The organism is Aurantimonas endophytica, assembly GCF_014196845.1.
GTDB classification, from domain to species: Bacteria; Pseudomonadota; Alphaproteobacteria; order Rhizobiales; family Rhizobiaceae; genus Aurantimonas; species Aurantimonas endophytica.
The window spans coordinates 415,252-441,324 of record NZ_JACIEM010000002.1; the positions used below are offsets into that span (position 1 = coordinate 415,252).

Annotated in this window: 15 protein-coding genes; 8 read left to right on the plus strand and 7 right to left on the minus strand. The window is 67.6% G+C overall.

All coding sequences use genetic code 11. The annotated features are described in order from the left end of the window. Window positions 1-159 precede the first annotated feature (159 nt). From GGR03_RS09660 to GGR03_RS09680, 5 genes are all read right to left on the minus strand, one after another. The gene (locus GGR03_RS09660) at window positions 160-2,661 is read right to left on the minus strand and encodes a glycogen/starch/alpha-glucan phosphorylase (protein ID WP_183207421.1); all 2,502 of its coding nucleotides are present in this window, start codon (window positions 2,659-2,661) and stop codon (window positions 160-162) included. Beyond that, the gene (gene pgi / locus GGR03_RS09665; protein ID WP_183207422.1) at window positions 2,661-4,301 is read right to left on the minus strand and encodes a glucose-6-phosphate isomerase; all 1,641 of its coding nucleotides are present in this window, start codon (window positions 4,299-4,301) and stop codon (window positions 2,661-2,663) included. Before pgi ends, GGR03_RS09660 begins: the two co-directional genes overlap by 1 nt. 203 nt (window positions 4,302-4,504) lie before the next feature. Beyond that, entirely contained in the window at window positions 4,505-5,866 is a 1,362-nt protein-coding gene (locus tag GGR03_RS09670) for an NAD-dependent succinate-semialdehyde dehydrogenase (RefSeq protein WP_183207423.1), read from the minus strand. Window positions 5,867-6,023: 157 nt separating this feature from the next. Beyond that, a complete protein-coding gene (locus GGR03_RS09675; RefSeq protein ID WP_183207424.1) occupies window positions 6,024-12,278 on the minus strand; it encodes a translocation/assembly module TamB domain-containing protein in 6,255 nt (2,084 codons plus the stop codon). Further along, window positions 12,278-14,233, minus strand: coding sequence for an autotransporter assembly complex protein TamA (locus GGR03_RS09680; RefSeq protein ID WP_246367787.1), 1,956 nt, complete (start codon window positions 14,231-14,233; stop codon window positions 12,278-12,280). The genes GGR03_RS09675 and GGR03_RS09680 overlap by 1 nt, the downstream gene beginning before the upstream one ends. A gap of 498 nt (window positions 14,234-14,731) precedes the next feature. On the opposite strand from GGR03_RS09680, the gene GGR03_RS09685 reads away from it, so the two are divergent. The 8 genes from GGR03_RS09685 (at window position 14,732) to GGR03_RS09720 (ending at window position 24,931) form a co-directional block, all read left to right on the plus strand. Further along, a complete protein-coding gene (locus tag GGR03_RS09685; RefSeq protein WP_183207426.1) occupies window positions 14,732-15,220 on the plus strand; it encodes a (2Fe-2S)-binding protein in 489 nt (162 codons plus the stop codon). Between the two features lie 92 nt (window positions 15,221-15,312). After that, window positions 15,313-17,658, plus strand: a complete 2,346-nt coding sequence (locus GGR03_RS09690) for a xanthine dehydrogenase family protein molybdopterin-binding subunit (protein ID WP_183207428.1) — start codon at window positions 15,313-15,315, stop codon at window positions 17,656-17,658. 118 nt (window positions 17,659-17,776) lie between these two features. Next, a complete protein-coding gene (locus tag GGR03_RS09695) occupies window positions 17,777-18,586 on the plus strand; it encodes an FAD binding domain-containing protein (RefSeq protein ID WP_183207430.1) in 810 nt (269 codons plus the stop codon). A 167-nt stretch (window positions 18,587-18,753) separates the two neighbouring features. Continuing rightward, entirely contained in the window at window positions 18,754-19,725 is a 972-nt protein-coding gene (locus GGR03_RS09700) for a tripartite tricarboxylate transporter substrate binding protein BugD (protein WP_183207432.1), read from the plus strand. A gap of 80 nt (window positions 19,726-19,805) precedes the next feature. Continuing rightward, entirely contained in the window at window positions 19,806-20,267 is a 462-nt protein-coding gene (locus GGR03_RS09705) for a tripartite tricarboxylate transporter TctB family protein (RefSeq protein ID WP_183207434.1), read from the plus strand. Window positions 20,268-20,280: 13 nt separating this feature from the next. Next, complete coding sequence (locus tag GGR03_RS09710; RefSeq protein ID WP_183207437.1) at window positions 20,281-21,786, plus strand: tripartite tricarboxylate transporter permease; 1,506 nt, start codon at window positions 20,281-20,283, stop codon at window positions 21,784-21,786. A 91-nt stretch (window positions 21,787-21,877) separates the two neighbouring features. Beyond that, a complete protein-coding gene (locus tag GGR03_RS09715; RefSeq protein WP_183207438.1) occupies window positions 21,878-23,122 on the plus strand; it encodes a putative DNA modification/repair radical SAM protein in 1,245 nt (414 codons plus the stop codon). 336 nt (window positions 23,123-23,458) lie between these two features. After that, window positions 23,459-24,931: a UdgX family uracil-DNA binding protein gene (locus GGR03_RS09720; protein WP_183207440.1), complete on the plus strand. Its 1,473-nt coding sequence runs from the start codon at window positions 23,459-23,461 to the stop codon at window positions 24,929-24,931. Here the strand turns inward: GGR03_RS09720 and GGR03_RS09725 are convergent, their stop codons facing one another. Both GGR03_RS09725 and cydB read right to left on the minus strand, forming a co-directional pair. Next, window positions 24,932-25,072: a DUF2474 domain-containing protein gene (locus GGR03_RS09725; protein WP_183207442.1), complete on the minus strand. Its 141-nt coding sequence runs from the start codon at window positions 25,070-25,072 to the stop codon at window positions 24,932-24,934. It lies immediately after the preceding gene. Then, on the minus strand, window positions 25,069-26,070 hold the full coding sequence (gene cydB, locus GGR03_RS09730) for a cytochrome d ubiquinol oxidase subunit II (RefSeq protein WP_183207444.1): 1,002 nt from the start codon (window positions 26,068-26,070) through the stop codon (window positions 25,069-25,071). Before cydB ends, GGR03_RS09725 begins: the two co-directional genes overlap by 4 nt. Window positions 26,071-26,073 lie beyond the last annotated feature (3 nt).

Sequence of the window (26,073 nt, forward strand, 5' to 3'; positions counted from 1 at the left end):
GGGGCTCCCCGTCCATCACGCTGCCCGAAGACAGGCGTGATGGCGCGCTCGTGATCTGTCGTGTCCCCAGACGCCAGTCAGTACGAGATAGCGCCCGGCGTGCAAGCGGCTACGCCGGGAAAGAACGCTCGTCGGGAAAGGTCCCGGAACGCTAAAGCCTCAACCTTCCCTATCGGGGCCCGCCTTCCAGATGTCCCGTGCATACTCGCGGATGGAGCGGTCGGAGGAGAACCAGCCCATGCGCGCGGTGTTGTGGACGGCCTTGGCCTGCCATTCGTCCTGCTGCGTGTACAGGCCGTCGAGCGCGCGCTGGGTGTCCCAATAAGCCCGGAAGTCGGCGCAGATCATCCACCAGTCGTTGTTGTAGAGATTGGACACCAGCGAGTGGAAGCGCGACGGGCTGTCCGGGCAGAACAGGCCGGACGAGATCGCGTCCAGCGCCTCGCGCAGCATCGGCTCGTTGTCGATGATCGAGCGGCCGCTATGGGCCTCGCGGCGGCGCTGCGCCACCTCGCTGGCGGTGAGCCCGAAAATGAAGATGTTGTCTTCACCGACATGCTCCAGCATCTCGACATTGGCGCCGTCCAGCGTGCCGATGGTCAAGGCGCCGTTCAGCGCGAACTTCATGTTGCCGGTGCCGGAGGCTTCCAGTCCGGCGGTCGAGATCTGCTCCGACAGGTCCGCCGCCGGCATGATGATCTCGGCAAGGCTGACATTGTAGTTCGGGATGAACACCACCTTCAGAAGGTCGCGCACCGCCGGATCGGCGTTGATCACCCGCCCGACATCGTTGGCAAGATGGATGATCTCCTTGGCCTGCACGTAGCTCGGCGCCGCCTTGCCGGCGAAGATCTTCACCCGCGGCGTCCAGTCGCGCTCGGGATGGGAGCGGATCTGGTCGTAGAGCGCGATCGCCTCGATGATGTTCAGGAACTGGCGCTTGTACTCATGGATGCGCTTGACCTGGATGTCGAAGATCGCGCCCGGATCGACGCTCGTCGCCATCCGCTCGCCGATGATGTTGGCGAGGCGCTCCTTGTTCTGCCGCTTGACGGCTGCGAAGCGCTCCCGGAAGCCGGCGTCGTCGGCCAGATGGTCGATCTCGATGATCTTCTCGATGTCGTCCAGGAAGCCGGGGCCGATCGCCTCGGTGATCAGCCCGGTGAGGCCGGGATTGGCCTCCATCAGCCAGCGCCGCGGCGTCACGCCGTTGGTCTTGTTCTGGATGCGGTCCGGATAGAGTGCGTGAAGGTCGCGGAACACCGTCTGCTTCATCAGGTCGGTGTGCAGCGCCGAGACGCCGTTGACCGCGTGGCTTCCGACAAAGGCAAGCTGGCCCATGCGCACACGGCGCCCGTTGCCTTCGTCGATCAGCGAGATCGCCGCCACCTGGCCGTCGTCGTAGCCGTGCTCCTGGGCCGCCTCGCGGATGATTCCGGTATTGATCGCGTAGATGATCTGCATCTGCCGGGGCAAGAGCCGCTCGAACAGGTGGATCGGCCAGTGCTCCAGCGCTTCCGGCAGCAGCGTGTGGTTGGTGTAGGAGAAGGTGGCGCGGGTGATCTTCCACGCCTCGTCCCACTCGAAGCCATGCACGTCGATGAGGAGCCGCATCAATTCGGCGACAGAGACGGCGGGATGGGTGTCGTTGAGCTGGATGGCCACCTTGTCGGCGAGGTTCGACAGATTGTCGTTCTCCTCGAGATGGCGGCGGATGATGTCCTGCAGCGACGCGGAGGAGAAGAAATACTCCTGCCGCAGGCGCAGTTCCTGGCCCGCCTGATGGGAGTCGGCCGGGTAGAGCACCCGGGTGATGGCCTCGGCCTTGTTGGATTCCACCAGCGCCCCGATGTGATCGCCCGAGTTGAAGGCGTCGAGCAGGATCGGGTCGAGCGCCTGCGCGCTCCACAGGCGCAGCGTGTTCACCTGGCGCCCGCGCCAGCCGACCATCGGCGTGTCGTAGGCGACCGCCAGCACGCGCTCGGCGGGCCGCCAGACCTGCCGCGACGGCCGGCCCGGCTCTTGGATGGTCGAGACCTTGCCGCCGAAGCCGATTTCGTAGCTGGCGTTGCGGCGCTCGAATTCCCACGGATTGCCGTGGACCAGCCAGGTCTCAGGCAGTTCCACTTGGGCGCCGTCGGCGATCTCCTGGCGGAAGAAACCATGCACGTAGCGGATGCCGTAGCCGTAGCCGGGAACGCCCGTGGAGGCCATCGACTCCATGAAGCAGGCGGCGAGCCGCCCGAGGCCGCCATTGCCGAGCGCCGCGTCCGGCTCCAGTAGCTCGATCATGTCGAGTTCGACGCCATAGCGCGACAACGCCTCGCGCACCGGCTCGGTGAGGCCGAGATTGTTGATCGCGTCGCGCAGCATGCGGCCGATCAGGAATTCCATCGAGAGATAGCAGACCCGCTTGCCGCCTTCTTCCGCGAAACGGTCGGCCGACTCGAACCAATGGTCCATGATCCGGTCGCGCACCGCCAGCGTCGTCGCGCGCAGCCAATCGTACTTGCGGGCCGAGGCCGGATTCTTGCCAATCGAGTAGGTGAGCTTCTCGACGATCTGCCTGGCCAGCGTGTCCGGATCGTTCAGCCGCGGCTCGGGCTTCAGGACACCATTGCCATTCAGCGGGGCCTCGTGGGTCTGGACCGGTGCGGACATCAGTTACCTCTTATTTTCCGGATGGCGTCGACGAGACCGGCGGTCGAGCCGTCGCGGCCCTCGGCCGTCGCCTCGCCGGTGACGACGGGCACCAGCCTGTTGGCGAGTTCCTTGCCGAGCTCGACGCCCCACTGATCGAAGGCGTTGATCCCGAAGAGCTGGGCCTCGACGAAGACGCGATGCTCGTAAAGCGCGATGAGCCGGCCGAGCATTGCCGGGTCGAGAAGCGGATACAGGATCGTCAGTGATGGCCGGTTCCCGGCAAACACCCGATGCGGCGCGATCGCCTCGGCTTCCGCCGGCGATTTGCCGGCGTCGAGAAGCTGCTGGCGCGCCTCGGCGAGATCGCGCCCGCGCATCAGCGCCTCGCTCTGGGCGAGGCAGTTGGCGAGCAGCAGATCCTGATGGATCCGCATCGACGCCGGCTCGTGCGCCAGGGCGCCGACCAGGAATTCCACCGGCACGACGTCCGTGCCCTGGTGAAGCAGCTGGAAGAAGGCGTGCTGGCCGTTGGTGCCGGGCTCGCCCCAGACCACCGGGCCGGAGATCGGCACCGGCTCACCGTCGAGCCCCACACGCTTGCCGTTCGATTCCATGTCGAGCTGCTGCAGATAGGCAGGAAAGCGGGCGAGGCGCTGATCGTAGGGGATGATGGCGCGGGTCGGGTAGTGGCAGAGCGCGCGGTGCCAGTAGCCGATGAGGCCGAGCAGCACCGGCAAATTGGCTTCCAGCGGCGCCGTCCGGAAATGCTGGTCGATGTCGCGGCCGCCGGCGAGGAACTCCCGGAACCGGGCGCTGCCGATCGCCAGCATCAGCGGCAGGCCGATCGCCGACCAGAGCGAGTAGCGCCCGCCGACCCAGTCCCAGAAGCCGAACACCCGGTCCTCGGCAATGCCGAACTCGGCCACCTTGTCGAGCGCCGTCGAGACCGCGGCGAAATGCGCCCCCACCGCGTACTCGCCGAGCGCGCCGACGAGCCATTCGCGAGCGGTTGCGGCGTTGGTCATCGTCTCGATGGTGGTGAAGGTCTTGGAGGCGACGATCACCAGCGTGGTCTCGGGATCGAGCTTCGCCAGCGTGTCGGCAATGTGGGCGCCGTCGACATTCGAGACGAAATGCGTCCGCGGCCCGTCGTGGTAGGGGGCGAGCGCCAGCGTCGCCATCGCGGGGCCGAGATCCGATCCGCCGATGCCGATATTGACGATGTCGGTGATGTTCCTGTCGGTGGCGCCGCGCAGCTCCCCGGTGCGAATACGCTCGGCAAAGGCTGTCATCGCCTTGAGCACGTCCTCGACGGCGCCGCTGACCGGGTTGCCGTCGGCGCGGTAGCCGTCCTTCGGCTCGCCGCGCAGGGCGACATGCAGCACCGCCCGGCCTTCCGTCGCGTTGATCGGCGCGCCGGCGAACATTGCGTCACGCCGGGCCTCCAGCGACCGGGATCGCGCCAGATCGAGCAGGGCGCGCAGGATTTCCGCGTCGATGGCGGTCTTGGAGAAATCCAGCAGCAGATCGCCGTGACGCGCCGAAAAGCGCGTGAAGCGATCCGGGTCGGCGGCGAACAGGGCGCGCGGGCCCTTCTGCATGGCGGCTGCCGTCAGGGTCGCCAGATCCGCCTCGGGGCGGGGTTCTTCAGGCCTCATCCACAGGCTCCTGTGCCGCAGTCCGACGCGCGGCAGATTTCGAGAGCCGGCTAGCCGTCCCTTTAGGCCGGTTCGTCCAGCGTGGCAAACAGTCTCGTCGAAAATTGTGATGGCAATTCATGCAGATTGGAAGCCTGCCTGAATCTTGATCCGACGAAGCCGGGAGGGCTTTGCGGCCGCTCCCGCTTCTTGTCCGGCGACGATCAGTCGATCGTGACGGTCTTCACGTTCATGAAGGCATGCATGCCCTCGCCGGAAAGCTCGCGCCCATAACCGGAGCGCTTGACCCCGCCGAACGGCAGGCGCGGATCCGATGCGGTCATGCGGTTGAAATTGGTCGCGCCCTGGTCGAGCTCGCGCACGAACCGCTGCTGCTCCGCCGGCTCGTTCGTCCAGACCGATCCGCCGAGGCCAAACTCGGAATCGTTGGCCAGCGTGATCGCCTCGTCGGCATTGCGGACCTTGAAGAAGATCGCGCAGGGACCGAACAGCTCCTCGCGATAGGCGGGTGCCGCTTCCGGGACGTCCGCGATGATCGACGGCTGGAAGAAATAGCCCGGACCCTCGGGCGAGCCGCCACCCGTGACCAGCTTCGCCCCGGCCTTGACGGAACGGCCGATCTGATCGCCAAGATCGTCGACGCTGGAGGGCAGCGCCAGCGGACCCATGCCGGTATCGGCATCCATCGGGTCGCCGAGCTTGATCGCCTCGACCTTCTCGCGGTAGCGGCCGAGATAATCCTCGTAGACGTCCTCGTGGACGATGAAGCGCTTGGCGGCGATGCAGCTCTGGCCGTTGTTCTGCATGCGGGCGACGACGCCGACTTCGGCGGCCTTATCGAGGTCGGCGGAGGGCATGACGATGAACGGATCGGAGCCGCCGAGCTCCAGCACCGTCGGCTTGAGCTCCGAACCGGCGACCGCGGCGACGGCGGAGCCGGCACCCTCGCTGCCGGTGAGCGTCGCGGCGCGGATGCGCGGGTCGCGCAGGATGCCCTCGACCCGCTTCGACGAGACGAGGAGGGTCTGGAACACGCCCTGCGGCGCGTCCGCCTCGAGGAGGATTTCCTCAATCTTCAGGGCGCAGAGGCTGACATTGGAAGCATGCTTCAAGATGCTGACATTGCCGGCCATGATCGCCGGCGCGGCAAAGCGCAGGGCCTGCCAGAACGGAAAATTCCACGGCATCACCGCGAGGATCGGTCCCATCGGCAGATACGCGACGTAGTTCTGCTTGGCCGGTCCGTCACGGTGATCATCCGCCAGCAGGCGCTCGCCATGGTCGGCATAATAGCGGCAGCCGGTCGCGCATTTCTCGACTTCGGCGACCGCTTCCTTCAGGCGCTTGCCCATCTCCAGCGTGGCGATCCGCGCCAGCTCGTCCTTCCTGGCCTCGAGCAGGTCCGCCGTGCGACGCAAGAGATCGGCGCGGCGGCTGAAGGGCGATCGCCGCCAGTCGGCGAAAGCCGCGTCGGCATTCGCCAACGCATGCTCGACCTCCTTGTCGCTGTGCTCGGCAAATTCCTCGATCGTCTCGCCGGTGGCCGGATTGATGCTCGTCGGCATGGGATGCTCCTGGTTCACGAGATCGCGGCGCATTCGATGCCGCAGTCGGCGCCACAAATAGGCGGCCGGCGGCGATTCGGAAGGGCGGGCTGCCTGCAACGCAGCAGAGTTGAACCCAGGACGGATTGTCGTGCGGAAGCGACAGGCCGAGGGGGCGCTAGAACTCGCCCTCGTAGAACACCCCGACCTCGCCGCCCCCCTGAGCATCCACCGCGCCGCGGGCCTTGAGACCGGCGCCGAGATCGAGGTCGATCGAGACCCGGCCGGTCGAATCGACGCCGAGATAGGTGTTGTCGTTGATATAGCGTCCGACGCCGACCGCGGTCTGGCCGTCCTCCGTGGTGCGGATGTCGAGATCGTCGACGCCTAGCTGCGCGCGCAGATTCTCCAGAAGGCCGGTGGAGCCGCCGACGCCGGCCAGCGACGCAGCGGCTTCGGCCAGCTGGGCGATCTGCAGCGGCGACAGGTTCGACGTGCCCTGGTCGAAGATCAGCCGGGCCAGCACCTCGTCCTGGGGCAGCGCCGGGCTCGAGGAGAAGGTGAAGCTCGGATCGTTCGCCGGTCCGGTGACCGCAATGTTGACGGTGACATCGCCGGTATCGGACTGAGCCAGGAGGTCGAGCGTCGGGATCAGCGCACCGGTGAAGCTCAGCCGGCCGCGCTCGAAGTCGAGGCGCCGGCTGAGGATGATGAATCGGCCCCGCTGGAGCTCGAAGCCGCCGACGATGCTCGGCGCGTTGGCCGGGCCGGTGATCTGGATCGTGCCGCCGAGTTCGACGTCGAGACCGCGGCCGCGCACGAAGACCCGGCTCGGGGCGTTGAAGGTCAGATCGAAGGCGATGCCGCCTTGCGAAGCGCCTTGGCCGCGGTTCGGGAACAGCTCGCGCTGCTGCTGCAGCACTGCGGGGCTGGCATTGACGTGGGTGACGTCTATCCGCGCGAGCGAGCCCGGCAGGTTCTCCGGCACCAGGACGTTGATCTCGGTGGCGTTGATCGTGCCCGCCAGCAGCGGGGTCTGAGTAAGCGGCCCGGTCAGCGTGAGGTCGGCGCTGAGCCGCGCACCGATCAGCTCGCCGTCGCTGTAGCGGCCGTCGACGAGACGGATCGTCAGGTCGGCGGGAAACCCGTTCGACAGGCCGACGCTGCCGCCGATCGACAGCTGACCGCCGGACGAGAGGTTGGCGCTGAAGGACCGGATCGTCGCCGTCTGGCCATTGAGCGCGATGGTGGTCGCGATGCCGTCGACGGCGATGTTGGTGCCGGTATCGACGAAGCGTGAGCCGGCGGTGGAAATCGTGCCGACAACGTTCGGGGTGCTGGCGGGGCCGGTGACCCGCGCGTCGATCTGCGCCGTTCCCTCGAGGGAGCGGCCGCCTTCGGCGAGGATGCTGTTGGCGAGCGACAGGGGCGCGGTGCCGACGAGGGCGAGGTCGAGCTGCGGGGTGCCGGCCAGATTGACCGAGCCCGCGGCCCGGAAGTCGATGCCGCTGCCGGTCAGCGTCGTCGTGGTGGTGACGGCGTTGCCGGTGTACTGACCGTTACTGGCGATCGACAGCGCGCCGACGCCGGCGTCGCGGGTCTGCTGGATCGAGGCGCCGGTGATGGCGACATCGTAGGTGACTGAAGGGCTGGAGGGCGATCCCGCCGCCCGGATCGTGCCGCTGATCGTGCCCTGCGGCGCGATACCGGGTGCGGCGGAGCCGGCGATGGAAGCCGGCACGTTGTTGATCTGGGCCGTCAGGTTCAGCGCATTAGGGCCAGCGGTGCCGGTGACGTCGATCGAACCGCCGCCGATCGCGACATTCGCCCGGTCGAGCCGGAGCGTGCCGCCGGCATACTGGCCGGCGACCGTGCCGTTCACGGCTGGCGCGCCCGCGGCGCGACCCTGGGCAACGGAGATGTTCGCCAGCGCGATGTCGAAGCCGGCGTTCGGATTGCTGATCGAACCGGTTGCCGTCGCTGTCCCGTCGATCGTGCCCTGCGCCCCGAGCCCGTCGACGAAGCCGTTGGCGAGGCCCACCGGGAACCGGGTGATCTGGACGTTGAGATCAAGTAGCTCGCCGACCGTGCCGCGCGCGGTGAGCGAGCCGTCGCCGACCGTGACATCGGCATTGGCAATCGTCGCGGTGCCGTCGGCATAGGAGCCCGCAACGTCGAGCGACAACGGCGCGACGCCGGACTGGGCGATCTGCCGGCTGGTGATGCCGGTGCCGGTCAGGTCGAAGCTCGCCTGCGGGTTGGAAAGCGAGCCGGTCGCCGTGCCGCTGCCCGAAATCGTGCCCTCGGCGTTCAGCCCCTCGACGAAGCCGTTGGCAAGGCCCACCGGCAGTTCCTGTAGGCGGAGATCGATGTCGAGATTCTCGCCGATCGTACCCGAAGCCGACAGCGAGCCGTTGCCGACGGACAGGTCCGCATTGGCGATGGTCGCCGTGCCGTCGGCATAGGAGCCGGCGACGTCGAGCGAGAGCGGCGCGACGCCGGACTCGGCGATCTGCCGTGTGGTGATATCCGAGCCGCTGAGGGTGAATTGGGCGCGTGGGTCGGACAGCGAGCCGGTCGCGGTGCCGTTGCCGGAGATCGTGCCCTCCGCCGCGAGATCCGGCAGGTAACCGTTCACCAGACCGACCGGCAGCTGGTCGGCCGAAAGCTGCAGGTCCAGCTGCTCCCCGACGGTGCCGCTCGCGGTCAGCGAGCCTTCGCCGACATTCACGCGTGCGGTGTCGAGGTTGAGCGTGCCGTCGGCAAGGCGGCCTGAAGCCGTGAGCTCGAGCGGCGCGATGCCGCTCGCTTCGATGCCATCGGCGGTGATGCCGGAGCCGGCAAGATCGAAGCTGGCGGTCGGGTCGGACAGCGTGCCCGTCGCGCGGGCGGTGCCGGAGATGGTGCCCTCGGCGCCGAGCCCGTCGACGAAGCCGTTGGCGAGGCCGACGGGGATGTTGTTGACGTCGACCGCGACATCGAGGGTCTCGCCGATCTGGCCGGATGCGGTGAGCGAGCCGTCGCCGACATTGACCACGGCGGTTTCGAGGTCGGCGGTGCCGTTGGCGTAGCTGCCGGCAAGCCGCAGATCGAGCGGTGCGACGCCGGATTCGGCGATTTCCTGCGTCGTGATGCCGCTGCCCGACAGGTCGAAGGTCGCCGCCGGATCGGACAGCGACCCGCTGGCGCTGGCCGTTCCGGAAATGATGCCCTCGGCGTCGAGACCCGGCACGAAGCCGTTGGCGAGCCCCACCGGCAGGTCGTTGGCGCGCAGCGCCAGATCGAGCGTTTCGCCGATCGTGCCGGAGGCGGTGAGCGATCCGTCGCCGACCGCGACATTGGCTTCGGACAGATCGAGCGTGCCCTCGGCGTAGGAGCCGGAAAGGTCGAGCGTCAGCGGCGCGATGCCGGCAGCCGCGATCTCCTCGGCGGTGATCTCGCGGCCCTCGATGTCGAAGGTTGCGGCCGGGTCGGCGCGCGGGCCGGTGACGCTTGCCGTGCCGGAGACGGTGCCGGCCGCGTCGAGCCCGTCGACGAAGCCGTTGGCCAGCGCCACGGGCACGTTGTCCATCGCAACGCTGACGTCGAGCTGCTCCCCGACCGAGCCGTTGGCGACGATCGACCCGTCGCCGAGGTCGACCCGCGCGGTCTCGAAGGTCAGAGTTCCGCTTTCATAGGTGCCGGCAAGCACCGCCTCGACCGGCGGGACATTGGCGGCGCGCGACTGGCCGACCGCGAGTTCGGTGGCGTTGATCGAGAAGCGTGCCGCCGGATCCGACGCGGCGCCGGAAATATCGGCGGAGCCGTCGATCCGCCCGGCAGCGGCAAGGCCGGGCACGAACGGATTGGCGATGGCGGCGGGCACGGCCTCGAGCCTGAGCGCGAGGTCGAGCGTCTCGCCGGCCGTGCCGGCGAGCGATACCGTGCCGTCGCCGGTTTCGAGAAGGATTTCCGGCAGTGTCGTCGTGCCGTCGGCGATGCGGATCGTCACCGGCTCGCGCAGCCGTACGGCAGCATCGGGGATTTCGGCTTCGAGGCGCTCGAGGGCGATCAGCGTGGTGCCAGGCTCGAAGCTGGCACTGCCTTCGAGGCGGAGCGGCACCCCATTGAGTTCGGCCGTGGCCGCGAGACCGGTTGCGTCACCCTCGCTGGTGAGGTCGACCGCCAGATAGCGCACCGAAAGGCCCGCCGCATCGATCGCCTCGGCACTGACGCGCCCTGCGGGCTTCGGCGTTCCCAGATAGTCGCCGACCGCAAGGTCGATGATCGCCGCCTGCAGCGTGTTGCCGGCAAAGCCGATGCTGTCGCCGGCAAGGTCCAGCGTCGCTACCGGCATGTCGTCGCCGTCGACCGACAGCTCGATCGTGCCGTTGACGTCGCCCGATGCGTCGACGCCGCCGAGAGCCGCCAGCGGTCCGATATCCTCGACATCGACGCTCAGCGTCCCGACCGGAGCGAAGGCATCGGTCAGTGTCAGGTCGCCGGTAATCGCGTTCGGGCCCTGGCGGATGGCGAGGCCGTTGATCCGGCGTTCGCCGTCGGCGAGGGTTTCGAGTTGCGCGGCGCCGGACAGCGGCTGGCCGTCGAGCGTGCCGGTGATCTCCACCGTACCGGCGGGAGCGCCGGCGTCGAACGTGCCGCGCGCCGAAACGCTGAGGTCGGCGAGCTCCCGGCCGTTGATGCTGAGCCCGTTGCCGGAAATCTGGAGGTCGACGTCCGGCTGTTCCACCGGACCGGATGCCGTGAGCGAGAAGGTCGCCGCGCCGGAGAAGGCGGAATTCACCGCCCCAGCCTGCTGGAGCTCGCCATCGATATCGGCGGTGACGGTGCCGCCCGACAGCGCGGCGCTGCCGCCGATCGTCAGACCTTCGCCGCGTACCGACAGGTTCTCGGCCGAGATGCCGGCATCCGGGGTGCGGGCGAAGCGGCCGGACACCGCGAGTTCGTCCCCGGCCAGCGGGATCATGGCCGCCGACAGCGCGGCTGTCTGAAAGGCCGACTCCAGCGCGAGGTCGAAGACAGCGAAATTCAGCGCGGCTGTGCCCTGCAGATCGATCGATGCGACATCGGTGGTCGCCCGGCTCGGGTTGAAGACCAGCCCCTCCGCAGTCAGCGCACCGTCGACGGAAAGGCGCAGCGGTCCGGTGAGGAAGCGGTCGGCGAGACCTTCGGGAGCTGCGACCTCCGTCGCCGTCGCCTCGATGGCCAGCGGTCCCCGCAGGCCGGAGATGTCGAACCCGGCGCTGGTGAGCGTGGCGTCGACGCCGGTCGCGACATATTCGCCGTAGCCGGCGCGCGGCAGCTGCGCAGTGACGTTCAGGCCGGCGGCGTTCAGCGCGCCGGTGATCCGGCCTTCCAGCCCGGCGACCTCCAGCTCGGTCGCACCGGGCGGGGTGCCGAAGGAGAAGGGGATCGGGCTGCCGTCCCGCGAGGCGACGGATACGGTCAGGTCGTTGCCCGCGCCGGCAAGGTCCAGCGTGCCGGATGCCGTTGCGGCCAGAGCGTCCGATGCCAGCTCGGCCTGGTCGACGACATAAAGACCGTCGTTGCGCGCCAGCATCTGCACGTCGAGATTGGCGCCGCCGGCGACGTAGCGCGCATAGGCCTCGGGCACGAAGCGTTCGGCCGCGACGCTGAGCGAGGCTGCGACGCGGCGGCCGTCTTCGGCGCCGTCGACACGCGCCGTCAGCGTCGCTGCGGGCTCGCCGCCGACGGTGAGCGAGCCGTTTGCCATGAAGGCGGACAAAGGCCCGGAGCCGTTGATCGTGAGTTCCACCGCCGGCCGGTCCGGGATGTCGAGCAGCGTGGCGACGAGGCCGCCGGCCGGTTCGCTCGCCGCGATGTCCAGCCGCAGCTGGTTCTGGTCAGGTGCGTATCCGATATCGAGCGCGACCTGACCCGGCTGATCGAGCCGATCGATGTTCGCCCGCACGGCCAGGCTGGTGGGATCGGCGGCCAGCGTGAGGCTGCCATTGGCCCGCAGCCGCGCCTGCGTGCCCGCGATCGGGGCGCCGAGGACGAATTCCTCGATCGCCAGATTGCGAATGCTGGCGGTGATCGAAGGCAGGGAGAAGCCCGAGGCCTCCTCCTCCGCTGTCTCGGGCTGGCCCGTCGGCAGGCGTTCGAGCACGATCTGGCCCGCCGTCAGGTTTTCGATCGACAGGTTGGAGCGCACCAGCGCGAAAGGCGACCAGTCCATCGCCAGATCGCGGGCCGTCAGGAACGTGCCCTGCGGATCGCTCACGGTGACGCTGCCGATGCGCAGGCGTCCCGTCAGCGCGCCGGAAAGGCCCTCGATCTCGACCTGCATCGTGTCGGTCGAGATGAAGTTCTCGAGCCGGGTGGCGAGGAACTGCTGGGCCTCGGCCGGCCGCGCCGACAGCAATGTCGAGAGGGCGACGAGGGCGAGGAGGAGGGGGGCGAAGCGACGCATCAGAAGGCCTGACCGATGCCGGCGTAGATCTGGTAGCTCGCATCGCGCGGACCCGGGTCGAGCGGGATGGCGACGTCGAGCCTGATCGGCCCGAAGCTCGTCAGATAGCGGGCGCCGACGCCGGCGCCGATCTTGAACTCGGAAAAGTCGGGGACGAGGTCGTCGCCGACCGTCCCGACATCGATGAAGGGTACGATCTGGATGTTTTCGGTGACGCCGATGCGCGCCTCCGCCGAAGCCTCGAAGAGTGACAGGCCGCCGGTCGGCGTATCGGTGAAGACCTCGTTGAAGCCGGGGGGCGCAAAGGACGGATAATACGGTCCGACCGACTGGAACTCGTAGCCGCGCACCGAGCCGCCGCCGCCGGCGAAGAAGCGCCGGTCGTTCGGGATGTCGGCGAGGTCGGCGCCGAAGATCGTGCCGTAGCCGACCCGGCCTGCGAGGATGAAGCGGTCGCTGTCGGAGAGCGAGAGATAGCTGCGCCCATCCAGGCGCGTCTTGGCAAAGGGCGTCTCGGTGTTGAAGCCGTAGGTCGGCTCGACCAGGGCCTGGGCATAGAAGCCCTCGGTCGGGTTCAACTTGTTGTCGCGGTTGTCGAACGTGTAGGTGATCGGCAGCGACGCCAGCAGATAGTCCTGCGTGCCGAGATAGTCGGTGATTTCCTCGTACTCGCCCCGCAGGATGACCGAGAGCGTCTGGTTGGCGTCGATCTCGTATTCGACGCCGCTGGTCGCAGCGTAGCTCACCCGGTCGTAGGCCAGGGGCTGTTCGCTCTTGGCTTCGAGCGAGCCGACATAGACCGAATTGGGGCCGAGCACGCCCGGCTTGCGGAAGACCAGCGAGGCGGCATAGTCGAAGCCGTCCGTCTCGCGCGCCTCGTTGGATATCGCGGTGGCGCCGATGCGAGAGACCGACGCGTCGAGCCGGATCGATTCGGCCCGGCCGAACAGGTTGCGGTGGCCGACATAGCCGGAGGCACCCGCGCCGGCGGTGTTGGAGTAGGTCGCGCCGACGCCGTAAAAGCCGAACTTGCGCTCGCCGACCTCGATCTGCACCGGCAGGGACCCGTCCGCCGCCTGCGCCCGCGCCTCCCTGACGGTGACGCTGGAAAAGACGTCGAGTTTCAGCAGCCGCTCGCGAGCCGCGGCGAGATCTTCGGGCGAGAAGACCTCGTCCGCCTTGACCCCCGCCATGTAGGCGATGAAGCCGGGATCGACGTCCTCTGCCCCCTCGACGAAGGTTTGCCCGAATGGCACCGGGTTTCCGGGCGCGAGGTCCACGTCGTATTCCAGCCGGTTGGTGGCGGCATCGGCGATGATGTCGCGATCGGTGACGGCGACGAAGGGACGGCCCTGCTCGCGCAGTTCCCGAAAGAGCCGCGCCTCGCCGTCCAGCACGTCGGCGGAACCGGCGGAGGCGCCGGGGGCCAGCCCGAATCGGGCCGGATCGACGGGGATGCCCTGCGTCGAGACCGAGACGCGTCCCAGCGTGTAGAGCGGGCCGGGCCGCACCCGGATCGAGACCGGGACGGGGCGCGACGTGTCGAATGCAGCGTCCGGCGGCAGGTCGACGATGTTGCGGCCTTCGATGAATATATCCACCAGACCGTCATAGCGGGCGTTCTCGAACAAGGCAGCGACCAGCCGCCGCCTGTCGTTGCGGGCCCGCGACAGGAGTCCGAGCGAGCCGGAAACGGCCTCGTCCTCGCCGGAGATGAGCGTCGAGGCGCTCCGAAGGCTGGATTCGATCGACCCGTCGTCGCCTGGCGCCGGGGCCACCGTCAGGTTTACCGTGTAGCGGATCGGATCGATGATATCGGCGTCGGGGGCCTCGTCCTCGAAGAAGCGGAAGCCGAAGATCTCGAACGCGGCGGCCGGGCGTGGGCTGCCGGCCACGAGGCAAGAGCCGGCCGCCAGCATCACCAGCTTCGCGCAGGAGTTGACCCTATAATGCAATAATTCGCTTCCCGCTGCCGCCCGAACTCGCTGCCGGGGAACAGAACCGACCCACCGTCACGCCATCGCGACGGCGACATCGTTCGTGCGGTCGAATTTCTCCCCCTGCAGCTCTTAGCATGGCGGGAAATCGTGAAATAACAACTACAAGCCGTTACTTGATGCCGTCCTGACGCATCGCCGCAGCCATTCCGCTGGCGGCTTGTGCCGCAACGGTCACAGCTGCCGCAGCGTCCGGAAGGCAGGCGAGACATCTCGTCGCGCCCACACTGCCCGGCGCCCTCCGAGGCATCGGCGACATTCGCGGCTGGCAGACGCCGCGCCGTGGATGCCCGCCGCGGCTCAATGGAATGGTTCTGAAAAGCGCTTGAAGCCGTCTCGGAGAGAGGGCACTGTCGCCATCCAGAGCGCGCCCCTCGTCGAAGGCGCGCCGCAAAACACAACCGGCCCGGCACGTCGAGCGACACGCCGGGCCGTCGGTTCCCGGGGGAGGGTTCTATGAGCGAAGTGACGATGACGGTGAACGGACGGGAGATGACCGGTACGGTCGAGGACCGCACGTTGCTGGTCCAGTATCTGCGGGAAAATCTGGGACTGACCGGGACCCATGTCGGCTGCGACACCTCGCAGTGCGGCGCCTGCGTCGTGCATGTCGACGGAAAGGCGGTGAAGGCCTGCACCATGCTGGCGGTGCAGGCGTCGGGATCCGCCGTGACCACCATCGAGGGGCTGGCGAACGGCGCCGAGCTGCATCCCGTGCAGGCGGCTTTCCGCGAGCATCACGGCCTGCAATGCGGCTTCTGCACGCCGGGCATGATCATGACGGCCGTTGACATCATCGGCCGGCACGGCAGCGACCTCGACGAGCATACGGTCCGCGAGGAACTCGACGGCAACATCTGCCGCTGCACGGGCTACCACAACATCGTCAAGGCGATCCTGGCCGCCGCAGGCGCCGGTGAGCCGCAGCGGCTCGCCGCCGAATAGGCGGCCGAGCGGCAGGACGTTGAGATCATGAACGGCCGGATCGCCGGAGGAGGCGCTCCCTAGCCGGTTTTCGAACACTGGGAGGTTTCGGAATGGGTATCGAAGGTATCGGCGCACGGGTCCTGCGCAAAGAAGACAAGCGTTTCATCACCGGTCACGGCCGCTATGTCGACGACATGGTCGTGCCGGGCATGAAATACGCGGCCTTCGTTCGCTCCCCCTATGCCCATGCCACCATCGCCGGGATCGACGTGGCCGCGGCCGAGTCGATGCCGGGCGTCATCGGTGTCCTCGTCGGGGAGCAGTTGCAGGGCGACGGCATCGGCAACCTGATCTGCGGCTGGGGCGTCTCTTCGAAGGACGGCTCGCCGATGAAGATGGGCGCCTACCCGGCGCTCGCCGTCGGCACGGTGCGCCATGTCGGCCAGCCGGTGGCGGTCGTCGTGGCGGACACACGGCTGCAGGCCCGCGACGCGGCCGAAGCCGTGGACGTCACCTACCAGGAACTGCCGGTCGTCGTGCAGGCGACCGATGCGCTCAAGGAGGGCGCGCCGCAACTGCATCCCGAGGCTCCCGGCAACCTGATCTTCGACTGGGAGCTCGGCGATCGCGAAGCGACCGACCGGGCCTTCGAGCGGGCGGCACACGTCACGAAGCTGCACATCGTCAACAACCGCCTGGTGCCGAACCCGATGGAGCCGCGCGCCGCGCTCGGCCACTATGACATGGCGGACGATCACTACACCTGCTGGACGACGTCCCAGAATCCGCATGTCGCCCGGCTGGTGATGAGCGCCTTCTACAATGTGGCGCCGGAGCACAAGCTGCGGGTCATCGCGCCGGATGTCGGCGGCGGCTTCGGCTCGAAGATCTACATCTATCCGGAGGAGATCGTCTGCCTCTGGGCATCCAAGCGCACCGGCGTCCCGGTCAAGTGGACGTCCGACCGCTCGGAGGCTTTCCTCACCGACGCGCATGGCCGCGACCACGTCACCGAGGTCGAGATGGCCTTCGACGCCAACCAGCGAATCCTCGGCCTGAAGGTCGACACGGTCGCCAATCTCGGCGCCTACATGTCGCTGTTTTCCTCGGCGACCCCGACCTATCTCTACGCGACGCTCTTGTCCGGCCAGTACGACATCCCGGCGATCCACGCCAATGTCCGCGCCGTCTACACCAACACCGTGTCGGTGGACGCCTATCGCGGCGCCGGCCGGCCGGAGGCGACCTACGTCCTGGAGCGGACCATGGAGACGGCGGCCCGCGAGTTGGGGATCTCTCCGGCGGAACTGCGCCGCAAGAACTTCATCCGCACCTTCCCACACCAGACGCCGGTCATCATGAACTATGACGCCGGCGATTTCGACGCCAGCCTCGACGCCGCCATGGCGGAGGCGGACGTCGCCGGCTTCGAGGCCCGCCGCGCCGAGGCGAAGGCCCGCGGCAAGCTGCGCGGCCTCGGCATGAGCTGCTACATCGAGGCCTGTGGCATCGCCCCGTCCAAGGCCGTCGGCTCGCTTGGCGCCGGGGTCGGCCTCTGGGAATCGGCCGAGGTCCGGGTCAATCCGGTCGGCACGATCGAGATCCTCACCGGCTCCCACAGCCACGGCCAGGGCCACGAGACCACCTTCGCCCAGCTCGTCGCCGAGCGCTTCGGCCTGCCGGTCGACAACGTCCAGGTCATCCACGGCGACACCGACAAGGTGCAGTTCGGCATGGGCACATACGGCTCGCGCTCCGGCGCGGTCGGCATGTCGGCGATCGTCAAGGCGCTCGACAAGGTCGAGGCCAAGGCCAAGAAGATCGCCGCCCACGTGCTGGAGGCGGACGCCGGCGACATCGTCATCGAGAACGGCGAGGTGAAGGTCGCCGGCACCGACAGGAAGCTCGCCTGGCACGAGGTCTGCCTCGGCGCCTATACCGGCCATAACCTGCCGGACGGCATGGAGCCGGGCCTCAAGGAGGGCGCCTTCTACGACCCGACCAACTTCACCTTCCCGGCTGGCTGCTACATCTGCGAGGTCGAGGTCGACCCCGACACCGGCACGACCGAGATCATCCAGTTCGTCGCCGCCGACGATTTCGGCCGGGTGATCAACCCGATGATCGTCGAGGGCCAGGTGCATGGCGGGCTTGCCCAGGGTATCGGCCAGGCGCTGCTCGAGGGCACGCGTTACGACGACACCGGCCAGCTGGTGACGGCCTCCTACATGGACTATGCGATGCCGCGCGCCTGGGACCTGCCGATGTTCAAGGTCTCGACGTCTGAGACCCTCTGCCCCGGCAATCCGCTGGGCATGAAGGGCTGCGGCGAGGCCGGCGCGATCGGCTCGCCGCCGGCGGTGATCAATGCCATCACCGACGCGATCGGCAACAACGACCTGTCGATGCCGGCGACCCCGGAGAAGGTCTGGCACGCGCTCCACGCCGTCGCCTGAGCAACAAGGATTTGCCGGCGGCGCGATGCCGCCGGCGGGGCTCGCCGCCCCTTCGATTTCAACTCTTGCGCCGCGCGGTCGGCCTTCTTGCCGACCCGGCGCCGAACGGAGCAGATCCATGTACGAGACCGTCTATCATCGTCCGACCTCGCTGGAATCCGCCGTGGCACTCATTGGCGAGAGCGGCGGCGAGGGCAAATACATGTCCGGCGGACAGACGCTGATCCCGACCATGAAGCAGCGCCTCGCCGCGCCCTCGGCGCTGGTGGACCTGCGCCACGTTCCGGAGCTGAAAGGGATCGAGGTCAATGGCCGCTCGATCCGCATCGGCGGCGGCACGACCCACGCCGAAGTCGCCCGGCATGAGGGCATCAAGAGCGCCTGTCCCGGCGTCAGCGAGCTGGCCGGCCTGATCGGCGATCCGGCGGTGCGCCATCTCGGCACGCTCGGCGGCTCGATCGCCAACAACGATCCCGCCGCCGACTATCCGGCCGCCATGCTGGCGCTCGGCGCGACGATCCATACGAACCGTCGCGAGATTCCGGCGGGCGATTTCTTCCTCGGCCTGTTCGAGACGGCGCTCGAGGAAGACGAGATCGTCACCGCCGCCTCCTTCGAGGCGCCCGATCGCTGCGGCTACGAGAAGTTCCGCAATCCCGCATCGCGCTATGCCATGTGCGGCGTGTTCGTCGCCCAGCGCGGCACCGACGTGAAGGTCGGCGTGACGGGGTCCGGCTCGAACGGCGCCTTTCGCTGGGAAGCGGCAGAACAGGCGCTTTCCTCGAACTTCGACGGCTCGGCGCTGGCCGATCTTTCCGCCGACGAAGGCATGATGATGTCCGACATGCACGGCACATCGGCCTATCGCGCCAATCTCGTGAAGGTCGTCACCAAGCGCGCCGTCGCCAAGGCCGCGGCGCACGGATGATCGCCGGCGTCGCCATCGGCGACGCCAAATCTCGCGACGCCGCCTTCGGGGCGGGAGCGATGGTTCCCGTCCCGGTTGAAGCGGGCCGTGGCCGTGGTAGTCTGCACATTCGGCCGTGTGGAGGTCCCGGTGGGTTCACCGCGGGCGCGGCTGTCGGGAGGAACAACATGAAGACGACGACTTGGCTCGGCGCGAGCCTCATCGTGCTCGCGGCAGGCAGTGCCAGCGCGCAGGATTATCCGACGCAACCGATCACGATGGTCGTGCCGTTCGCAGCCGGTGGCCCGACGGATACCGTCGCGCGGCTGATCGCCGAACCAATGTCCCGTGAGCTCGGACAGCAGATCGTGGTCCAGAACGTCGCCGGCGCCGGCGGCACGCTCGCCGGGACGCAGGTGGCGAATGCCGAACCGGACGGCTACAAGATCCTGATCCACCATATCGGCATGTCGACGGCCCCGACGCTCTACCGCAATCTACCTTACGATCCGACGACGGATTTCCTGCCGATCGGCCTGGTCACCGACGTGCCGATGACCGTCATCGGCCGCAAGGATCTGGCGCCGACGACGATGGCGGAGCTGATCCCCGTCATCAAGGAGCAGGGCGACCAGCTCACCTACGCCAATGCGGGAATCGGGGCTGCCTCGCATCTGTGCGGCCTGTTGCTGATGACGGCGCTCGACACGCAGATGACGACCGTGCCGTACCAGGGTACGGGCCCCGCGATGACCGATCTCATCGGCGGTCAGGTCGACCTGATGTGCGACCAGACCACCAACACGACCGGCCAGATCAAGGGCGGTGAAGTGAAGGCCTACGCGGTGACGACGAAGGAGCGCCTCGACGCGCTGCCGGACGTGCCGACCACCGCGGAATCGGGCCTTCCGGATTTCGAGGTCAGTGTCTGGCACGGTCTCTACGCGCCGGAAGGCACGTCGACGGAGATCGTCGAGCAGGTCTCGGCGGCCCTGCAGAAGGCCCTGGCGGACGAAACCGTCATTGCCCGGTTCGGCGATCTGGGAACGGCGCCCTCCTCACAGGAAGAGGCAACGCCCGCCGCGCATGCGGAACGCCTGACGTCGCAGATCGAGCTGTGGCGCCCGATCATCGAACAGGCCGGCGTCTACGCCGATTGATCGGCCGCAGCAATCATGTCGGTGGAGCGTGGCGCAGCGCTGCCGCTCCACCGTGAACCGTCCGCTGCTCGGAACGTAGAGTGACCCTTCACAAATCTGCGCGCGATCTTCTGGCAGGCGGCATCTTCGTCGCCTTCGGCCTGGCCTTCGGCTATGCGAGCTACGGCTATGATCTCGGGACCCCGCTGCGCATGGGGCCGGGCTTCTTCCCGCTGGCGCTGGCGGGATTCCTCGTCCTGCTCGGGCTGGTGATCGCCCTGGCCGGCGTCCGCAATACAGAAGACGCGCCGCTCGGCGCCTTCCCGGTGCGCGGCTTCGTGCTGATCATCGGCGCGTTGATGGTCTTCGCGCTGACGATCAAGGGGCTCGGCCTCGCGCCGGCGCTCTTCCTGACCGTGCTTCTGGCGGCCTTCGCCAGCCGGCGGACCAAGCCGCTGGCCGGACTGGTCATGGCGGTCGCGCTGCCGGCCTTCTGCATCGCGGTGTTCATCTACGCGCTGCGCGTACCCGTTCCCTTGTTCGGCCCCTGGTGGCCGATGTGACCCGGATCGCGTGATGGATCTTCTCGTCAACCTCGCGCTTGGCTTCGACACCGCGCTCACCCCGGTGAACATCTTCTACTGCTTCCTCGGCGTGCTGCTGGGCACGCTCGTCGGCGTCCTGCCCGGCATCGGCCCGACGGCGACCATCGCCATGCTCTTGCCGATCACGCTCAGCCTGTCGCCGGTGACCTCGCTGATCATGCTCGCCGGCATCTATTACGGCGCGCAATATGGCGGCTCGACCACCGCGATCCTGATCAACCTGCCGGGTGAATCCTCCTCCGCCGTCACCGCCATCGACGGCTACCAGATGGCGCGCAAGGGCAGGGCCGGGCCGGCGCTGGCCACGGCGGCGCTGGGCTCGTTCTTCGCCGGTACGGTCGCGACGCTGATCCTCGCGGTGGCGGCGCCACCGCTCGCCCGCATCGCCCTGCAGTTCGGCGCGCCAGAATATTTCTCGCTGATCGTGCTCGGACTTCTCGCCTCGATCGCGCTGGCGCACGGCTCCGTCGTCAAGGCATTGGCGATGATCGTGCTCGGCCTGCTGCTCGGCATGGTCGGGCAGGACATCTATACCGGCCAGCCGCGCTTCACCTTCGGCTATTTCGAGCTGTTCTCGGGGATCAATTTCGTCTCCGTCGCAGTCGGCATGTTCGGCATCGCGGAGATTCTCCGCAATCTCGAGAACGAGCAGACCCGCTCTGCTCTGAAGCAGGCGATCGGGCGGCTGTGGCTGACGCGCGACGACTTCCGCCGCGCCACCGGCCCGGTGCTCCGCGGCACGGCGCTCGGCTCGATCCTTGGCGTGCTGCCCGGCGGCGGCCACGTCCTTTCGTCCTTCGCGTCCTATTCGATGGAAAAGCGGATGTCGAAGACCCCGGAGGAATTCGGGCAGGGCGCGATCGAGGGTGTCGCCGGGCCGGAATCGGCCAACAACGCCGCGGCGCAGACCTCCTTCATCCCGCTGCTGACGCTCGGCATCCCGGCCCATCCGGTGATGGCGCTAATGATCGGCGCCTTCATCATCCAGGGCATCACGCCGGGACCGAACGTCATCAACGACGAGCCGGCGCTGTTCTGGGGCATCATCGCCTCGATGTGGATCGGCAATCTGATGCTGGTGCTGCTCAACCTGCCGCTCATCGGCCTGTGGGTGAAGCTCCTGAGCGTGCCCTACAACGTCCTGTTCCCGGCCATCGTCGCGTTCGCGGTGTTCGGAACCTACACGATCAACCTCAACGTCTTCGACATCTACGCCATCGTCTTCTTCGGCATCCTCGGCTATCTGCTGATCAAGCTCGGCTGTGAACCGGCGCCCCTGCTGCTCGGCTTCGTGCTTGGACCGCTGCTCGAGGAGCATTTCCGCCGTGCCATGATCATCGCCCGCGGCGACCCGATGATCTTCATCGAACGTCCGATCAGCGCCGGCCTGCTCGCCGTGGCGGTGCTGGCCGTGGTGATCGCGCTGCTGCCGTCGATCCGCCGCAAGCGCGACGAGGTCTTCGTCGAGGAGGACTGAGACCGCCTTCAATCAGGCCGGATGGCTGCGCGTTTTGCCGCAGCCGCCCGTTCGCTCTGGCGGAACATTTCAGGAACGGTATGTTGGCCTGATGGCCAAGACCACCCTCATCGACAAGCTCGCGATCCTCTCCGACGCCGCCAAATACGACGCCTCCTGCGCCTCCAGCGGCTCGACTCGCCGGGATTCGGCCAAGTCGAAGGGCATCGGCTCGACCGAAGGCTCCGGCATCTGCCATGCCTACGCGCCGGACGGGCGGTGCATATCGCTGCTCAAGATCCTGATGACCAATTTCTGCGTCTATGACTGCGCCTATTGCGTCAACCGGTCGTCGTCCAACGTCCCGCGCGCCCGCTTCACGGTGGAGGAGGTCGTGCAGCTGACGATGTCATTCTACCGGCGCAACTACATCGAGGGACTGTTCCTCTCCTCCGGCATCATCCGCAGCTCCGACTACACGATGGAGGAGATGGTGCGGATCGCCCGCAAGCTGCGGCTGGAGGAGAACTTCGCCGGCTACATCCATCTGAAGACGATCCCCGATGCATCGCCGGCGCTGATCGAAGAGGCAGGGCTTTTCGCCGACCGCCTGTCGATCAACATTGAGCTGCCGACCGATGCGACGCTGGAGGCCTTCGCGCCGGAGAAGAAGCCGCGCGACATCCGCCGCGCCATGGGGCATCTGCGCGCCAAGATCGAGGAGCACAAGGGTGAGAAGCGGGATCGTGCCAAGCCCGCGCGCTTCTCGCCGGGCGGCCAGTCGACGCAGATGATCGTCGGCGCCGACGGCTCGGACGACGACCACGTCCTCGCCCGCTCGGAAAACCTCTACGGCAACTACCGGCTGAAGCGGGTCTATTATTCCGCCTTCTCGCCGATCCCGGACGCGTCGAGCCGGCTGCCGCTCGGCAAGCCGCCGCTGATGCGCGAGCACCGGCTCTACCAGGCCGACTGGCTGATGCGCTTCTACGGCTTCGACCGCGGCGAGATCGTTGCCGGCGGCGAGGCGGGCATGCTCGACCTTGCCATCGACCCGAAGCTCGCCTGGGCGCTGAAGCACCGTGAGCGCTTCCCGGTCGACGTCAACCGCGCCGACAAGGAGACGCTGCTGCGCGTGCCCGGCCTCGGCACGCGCGCCGTCGACCGCATCCTCTCGACGCGCCGGCACCGGACGCTGCGGATCGACGACGTGGCACGGCTCTGCCAGTCGGTCGCCAAGGTCCGCCCCTTCATCGAGGCGCTGGACTGGACGCCGGGCGCTGCGACGGACAGCGCGGGCCTGCGGGAGCGGTTCCTGCCGAAGGTGCGGTCACCGGCGCAGATGGAGTTGTTTTGAGGGGGCGATGCGCCCGCATGTCAACTCGCATCCGACGGCTGGAGCATTGTGCCACGGTGCCCAACAAGGTCGTCATCGTCGGGCCCCATCCCGAGGATCCATGCTTCCGCGCGGTAATGGCCTGTCCGTATGAGGAACGTTCGAAGGGACGCCTCAGCCGGTCGGGCAGGTCGTGAGCAGCGTGCGGGAATGGGACTGGATCCTCGGGACGGGGCCCGAGGATGACGCCGACGGAGATGTCGCAGCTAGCCGGTAAGTTCAGCGACGTTCTGACGAGAACGGGAACAAGTCCGTTCCGCGCCAAGTTGAGATTTCCACCCAACTCATCGGTCGTCCATGTTCACCGCCCCGCTCTCCTTCCCCGCCGACTTCGACGGCTGGCGTATCGCTTCCCGCACAGCGCTATCCCTCGGTGTTCCGCCCGAAGAAATGAGCTTCACCGTCGGCGAGGAAGCCCCCGGCCTTTTCGCCGAACCGCTCCCGCTGCCGCCCGCCAGCGCTTCCCAACCGACCGTGCCGAAAGCGTTTCCGGAGCTGGCAGCCAAACTCGTCTGCCACGCCGATGCCGACCGCTTCGTCTTCGCCTACCGGCTGCTCTGGCGGCTGCAGACGGAGAAGCAGCTGCTGGAGATCGCGTCCGATCCCGACGTCATCCGGGCGCGGGAAATGGAAAAGGCGGTGCGCCGCGACAGCCACAAGATGAAGGCCTTCGTGCGCTTTCGCGAGATCGAGGATCCCGAGCTCGGCCGGCACTACGTCGCCTGGTTCGAGCCGTTCCACCACATCGTCGAGCTGACCGCGCCGTTCTTCGCGCGGCGCTTCGCCGGCATGGTCTGGACGATCCTGACTCCGGAGCGCTCGGTGCACTGGGACGGCTCGGACCTGTCCTATTTGCCGGGCGCGACGAAGGACATGCGGCCCAAGGACGACGACATGGAGGCGCTCTGGCTCACCTATTACGCCTCGATCTTCAACCCGGCGCGGCTGAAGGTGAAGGCGATGCAGGCCGAGATGCCGAAGAAATACTGGGCGAACATGCCCGAGACCGCGCTGATCCGGCCGCTGATCGAGGGCGCCGAGGCCGCGTCGCGGCGGATGATCGAAACCGCGCCGACCCTGCCGGGTTTACGACATGAACGCCAGATGGAGCGGGAGCGGATGGCAAGACCGGTTCCGGCGGAAGCATCGGCAGAACGCATCCGGCACGCCGATCTCGATGCCGCGCGAGACCAGGCGAAGCACTGCAAGGCCTGTCATCTCTGGGAGCCGGCGACGCAGACCGTGTTCGGCCGCGGCCCGGCTGACGCGCCGGTGATGTTTATCGGTGAACAGCCGGGCGATCAGGAGGATCTTGCCGGCGAGCCGTTTATCGGCCCGGCCGGCAAGGTATTCGACCAGGCGCTGGCGGCGGCCGGGATCGACCGGACCCGGGCCTACGTCACCAATGCGGTCAAGCATTTCAAGTTCGTGCCGCGCGGCAAACGGCGCATCCATGCCAAGCCCAATGCCGGCGAGGTCCAGGCCTGCCGCTGGTGGCTCGACACCGAGCGGGAACTGATCCGCCCGAAACTGGTGGTCGCCTTGGGCGCGACGGCCGCGGCCGCGGTGCTCGGCCGGACCGTGACGATCCGCGATACGCGCTCGAAGCTGATCGACCTCGATGCGGCGACGAAGCTGCTCGTCACCGTCCACCCGTCCTACATCCTGCGCCTGCCGGATGCGGCGGCGCAGGCCCAAGAGAGCGCGGCATTTACCGCCGACATGGCGCTGGTGCGCGCGACTGTGCCGGAACTGGCGCTGGCGGCCTGATCAGCCGATCAGCACGCTGCGGATGATCAGGCCGAGAAGGCTGACCACGGCGATGCCGCCGAGCCAGAGCAGCACAAACCAGCCGATCCGCTTCCACAGGCTGTCCGGCGCCTCGCGGGGCTCGCCTTGCGGCCGGGTCAATGGTGGTAGCCTTCGCCCTCGACGACCTTGCCGCGGAACACCCAGTAGGCGTAGCCGGTATAGATCAGGATCATCGGGATCAGCACCGAGGCGCCGACCAGCAGGAAGATCAGCGAGGCGTCAGGCGCGGCGGCGTCCCAGATGGTGATGTCCGGCGGGATGATGTTGGGATAGAAATTGATGCCAAGGCCGGCGAAGGCGAGGACGAAGATCGTCAGCGCCGACAGGAACGGCCGCACGTGCTTGCCGCGTGCCAGCGAACTGAACAGGCTGAAGGCCGCGAAGGCGAGCATGATCGGCACTGGCGCGACGTAGAAGATCAGCGGGAAGGTGAACCAGCGCACGTAGAACTCGGCGTCGAGGAACGGCATCCACAGGCTGACGAGACCGATCAGCACCAGCGTGCCGATGCCGGTGATCCAGGCGAAGCGATTGGCGATGTCGTGCAGTTCCCCTTCGGTCTTCATCACCAGCCAGGTGGCACCGAGCAGCGCGTAGCCGACGACGACCGCGACGCCGGTCATCAGCGAGAACGGCGTCAGCCAGTCGAACCAGCCGCCGGCATAGGCCCGGCCATCGACGTCGATGCCCTGGACCAGCGTGCCGAGCGCGATGCCCTGGCTCAGCGCCGCCACGACCGAGCCGATGAAGAACGAGACGTCCCACATCCAGCGGCCTCGCACCGTCCGGAAGCGGAACTCGAAGGCCACGCCGCGGAAGATCAGCGCCAGCAGCATGGCGATGATCGGCGCATAGATCGCCGGCATGATGATCGCGTAGGCCAGCGGGAACACCGCGAACAGCCCGCCGCCGCCGAGGATCAGCCAGGTCTCGTTGCCGTCCCAGATAGGCGCCACCGTGTTCATCGCCGTGTCGCGGTTCTCGTGGCGCCCGAGCAGCGGGAACAGGATGCCGGTACCGAGGTCGAACCCGTCGAGGATGACATAGGCGATGACGGCGAAGGCGATGATGAACGCCCAGAGTACGGCGAGGTCCATGGT